The sequence below is a fragment of the Nonomuraea sp. SBT364 genome (genome assembly GCF_001083785.1).
GTDB lineage: Bacteria > Actinomycetota > Actinomycetes > Streptosporangiales > Streptosporangiaceae > Nonomuraea.
In genome coordinates, this window is the sequence record NZ_LAVL01000309.1 from 1 (window position 1) to 3664 (window position 3664).

Annotated in this window: 4 protein-coding genes; 2 read left to right on the plus strand and 2 right to left on the minus strand. The window is 75.0% G+C overall.

The genetic code is table 11. From position 1 onward, the window contains the following. Both ADY59_RS46780 and ADY59_RS46785 read right to left on the minus strand, forming a co-directional pair. Positions 1–864: serine/threonine-protein kinase (locus tag ADY59_RS46780; RefSeq protein WP_049577681.1), on the minus strand; the 864-nt coding region annotated here is incomplete at its 3' end. 51 nt (positions 865–915) lie between these two features. Next, positions 916–1755 carry an arylamine N-acetyltransferase family protein gene (locus ADY59_RS46785; RefSeq protein WP_231619239.1) on the minus strand — a complete coding sequence of 280 codons (840 nt, stop codon included), beginning with the start codon at positions 1753–1755 and terminating at the stop codon, positions 916–918. Positions 1756–1828: 73 nt separating this feature from the next. Between ADY59_RS46785 and ADY59_RS46790 the strand changes: the two genes are divergently transcribed. Together ADY59_RS46790 and ADY59_RS46795 are read left to right on the plus strand one after the other, a co-directional pair. Next, positions 1829–2515 (plus strand): response regulator transcription factor, encoded by a 687-nt coding sequence (locus ADY59_RS46790; RefSeq protein ID WP_231619240.1) that lies wholly within the window; start codon positions 1829–1831, stop codon positions 2513–2515. Next, a partial coding sequence (locus ADY59_RS46795; protein ID WP_156326168.1) for a sensor histidine kinase occupies positions 2512–3664 on the plus strand: 1153 nt, incomplete at its 3' end. The genes ADY59_RS46790 and ADY59_RS46795, both read left to right, overlap by 4 nt.

The window sequence follows — 3664 nt, forward strand, 5'->3', positions numbered from 1 at the left end:
GGCCGGCTGGAGGGCGATGGGGGCCCGGACGGGGGTGAGGTTGGGCATCAGCGTGGCCCGTCCGGCGGCGTCCAGGAGGATGGCGGCCGGGTGGACGGCGCCGTGGCAGGCGCCGCCGGTGTGGAGGGCGGTGAGCTGGTCGAGCACCCCGAGGCCGATCGCGGCGACCTCGCCGGGAGGCAGCGGCCCCCGGGCGGCGAGGACCTGGTCGAGCGGCGTGTCGACGGCCAGCCGGGCGAGGGTCGCGGCGACCAGCGGCACCGACGGGGTGCCGGTGGGCCGGAGCATCGCCCTGATGAGCGAGCGCAGCAGGTCGACGCCGGCGGCGGGCGCCTGCCCCGGCGGGCGGCCTTCGACGGCGAAGTGCAGCGTGGCCGCCAGGGACCACAGGTCGGCCGGCGCCCGCATGCCGGGCGCGGGCATCCCGAACCCGGTGAGCAGCGCCCGCCCGGTCCCGGTCAGGAGCACGTTGGCCGGGTTCACCCGGCCGTGCACGATCCCGGCCGCGTGCGCCGCCTCCAGCGCGGACAGCACGCACACCCCCACCCGCGCCGCCTGCTGGACGGGCAGCGGCCGCCGCGCGCGTACGCTCTGCTCCAGCGACGCGCCGGAGACGAACTCCATGACCAGCCACGCCTCGCCCTCGTCGACGAGCACGTCGAGCAGCGGCACCACCGAGGCGTGCGCGAGCCCGGCTGCCCGCCGCGCCTCGATCACCGCGAGCTCGCGCGCCTCCGCGGGCACGCGCAGCATCCGCACCACGACGTCGCGATGCTCACGCTCGTCGAACGCCAGCACCAGCGACCCGCCGCCGAGAGGGTTCAGCAGCCGGTAGCGTCCGCCCAGCTTCCTGGTCTGTGTCATTGCCAGCTTCATGCCTCCGGACGGGGCCATTGCAGGGGATGGTGTACCCGGTCAGGCGCTCGTCAGCCACGCCTCGTGCGCCGCGTGCAACCTGATCCACAACTTCTCCTTCTCCGCCGCGCTCACGTCGTCGAGCGGCAGCTCGAAGATGTCGGCCAGCGCCGCGTAGTAGTCGCGGGCCGAGTCCAGCGTGACGGTCAGCACCTTGCCGCCCAGCCGCGACAGCACCAGCCCGCGCAGCGTGTCGACGCCCTGCGCGTCCCGCCGCTGCACGACGGCCGTCCGTACGAACCCCGAATCGGGCGAGGTGGTCAGGTGCCGGTGCATCGCCTCGAAGTCGCTCATCTCCGCCGGAGCGAGGGCGAAGTCCATGCCGTCGAACGAACCCGCCGGGTCGTGGTCGAACCGCCACCCGCCGGGCGCGACCTTCGACGGTCGCAGCCCGTACGTGAAAGGCCCCTGCCGGTACGTGCCCGCCACCAGCGGGAGCGGCTCGTGCAGGGCGTCGCCGAGCCCGGCGTCGACCAGCCAGGCCCCGCCCGGGTTGTCCTGCGACGGGAGGCCGCGCACGGTGAGGACCAGGTGGTTGGCGGTGATGCCGGCCTCGCCGCCCCGGTTCTGGACGCCGCCCACATGCCGGGTCACGTCGTAGCCGAGCGCCGTCAGCAGCGCCGAGAACGCGCCGTTGAGGTGGTAGCAGTAGCCGCCGCGCCCCGCCGCGATCCGCGCCGCCGACTCCAGCGGGTCCACCGTGGTCGGCCGGTCCAGCCAGATCTCCAGCGCCTCGTACGCGACCCGCTCCACGTGGGCGGCGTGCAGCGCGCGCAGGCCGCCGGCGGAGGGCGGGGCGGCGGCCAGGCGGAGGCGGCTCAGGTACGCGGGCACGTTCACCCGCCCAAGTCTGCACCGGATGTGCACGAATTGGGGAGTGCCCTCTGCACGACCCCCTTCTAGGCTTTCGGACGTGACAGAGCAGCGACGCATCCTCGTCGTCGAGGACGACGCCACCATCGCCCGCGCCGTGCGCGACCGGCTCGCCGCCGAGGGCTTCGACGTGCGGGTGGCCGCCGACGGCCACGCCGCGCTGGCCGAGTACGGCAGGGCGGAGCCGGAGCTGGTCATCCTGGACCGGCTGCTGCCGGGGCTCGACGGGCTGGAGGTGTGCCGCCGGATGCAGGCGGCCCGCCCGGTGCCGGTGCTCATGCTGACCGCGCTCGGCGAGGAGACCGACGTGCTCGTCGGGCTGGGCGTCGGCGCGGACGACTACCTGGCCAAGCCGTTCAGCATGCGGGAGCTGGTCGCCCGCATCCACGCGCTGCTGCGCCGGGTGGAGCGGGCCGGGCAGCTCGTCACCGCCGACGACGCCGTCGTCAGGGTCGGCGAGGTGGAGATCGACACGGCGGCCCGGCGGGTGTTCGTGGGCGGCGCGGAGGCGCAGCTCACCCGCACCGAGTTCGACCTGCTGCGCAGGCTGGCGGAGCGGCCCGGCCAGGTCTTCGAGCGGGAGCGGCTGCTGTCGGACGTGTGGGGGTTCTCCGAGGCGGCCGCCACCCGCACCGTCGACAGCCACGTACGGGCGCTGCGCCGCAAGCTCGGTCCCGACGTGGTACGCACCGTGCACGGCGTCGGCTACGCGCTGGTGCGCCGATGAGGCCGCTGGACTTCCTCGGGCGGATCAAGGTCAAGCTCGGCATCGTCATCGTGCTGGCCGTCGGCACCGCGTTCGTGGTGAACGAGGTCGGCATCAACGCGGGCTTCTCCAGGGACGTCCGTATCGCCGTCGCCGTGGTGCTCGCCCTGATCATGGTGCAGTTGCTGGCGATGGGCATGACCAAGCCGCTGCGCGAGATGGCCAGGGCCGCCCAGACGATCGCCCAGGGCCGCTACACGCTGCGCGTGCGCGCCACCTCCCGCGACGAGGTGGGGGAGCTGGCCAGGGCGTTCAACGCGATGGCCGACGACCTCGGCGAGGTCGACAGGCAGCGGCGCGAGCTCGTCGCCAACGTCAGCCACGAGCTGCGCACGCCCATCACCGGCCTGCGCGCCGTCCTGGAGAACGTCGTCGACGGCGTCTCCGCGCCCGACCCCGTCACCATGCGCACCGCGCTCGCCCAGACCGAGCGGCTCGGCCGGCTGGTGGCGCAGCTCCTCGACCTGTCGCGGTTCGACTCCGGCTCACGCCTCATCGAGCCGGAGGTCGTCGAGCTCGCGCCGCTGGCGGAGCAGGCGATGCTGGAGGCGTCGCTGGCGCGCGAGGACGTCCTGCTCCACGCGGCGGTCCCCGGCGAGCTCGCCGTCAACGCCGACCCCGACCTGCTGGCGCAGGTCCTGGCCAACCTGCTCGACAACGCCGTACGGCACAGCCCTCCGGGCGGGACGGTCACCGTGACGGCCGCGCCGTCGGCGGCCGGGGTCACGCTCGCCGTCGCCGACCAGGGGCCCGGCATCCCGCCGACGGCCCGGGGGCGCGTGTTCGAGCGCTTCTCCCGCCTCGACGCCGGCCGGGCCGCCGACGCCGGAGGCGCCGGGCTGGGACTGGCCATCGTCAAGGAGATCGTCGAACTGCACGGCGGTTCGATCCGCATCGACGACGGTGCGGGGTGCCGCATGCTCGTCGAGCTACCCGGGAGGACATCCATGCCCGACCTGCCCCCGGCCTCCGCGCCGTCCCCCCTCGCCCCGGCCGGCCGGGAAGCGGCGACGGCCGACGCGGTGCCCGGTGGCGCGTGGAGCCCCTCCCCCGCCTCCCGCCCGCCGCCCCCGTCCGCGCGGCGGGCGGGAGGCTGGGGAGGTGCTCCAG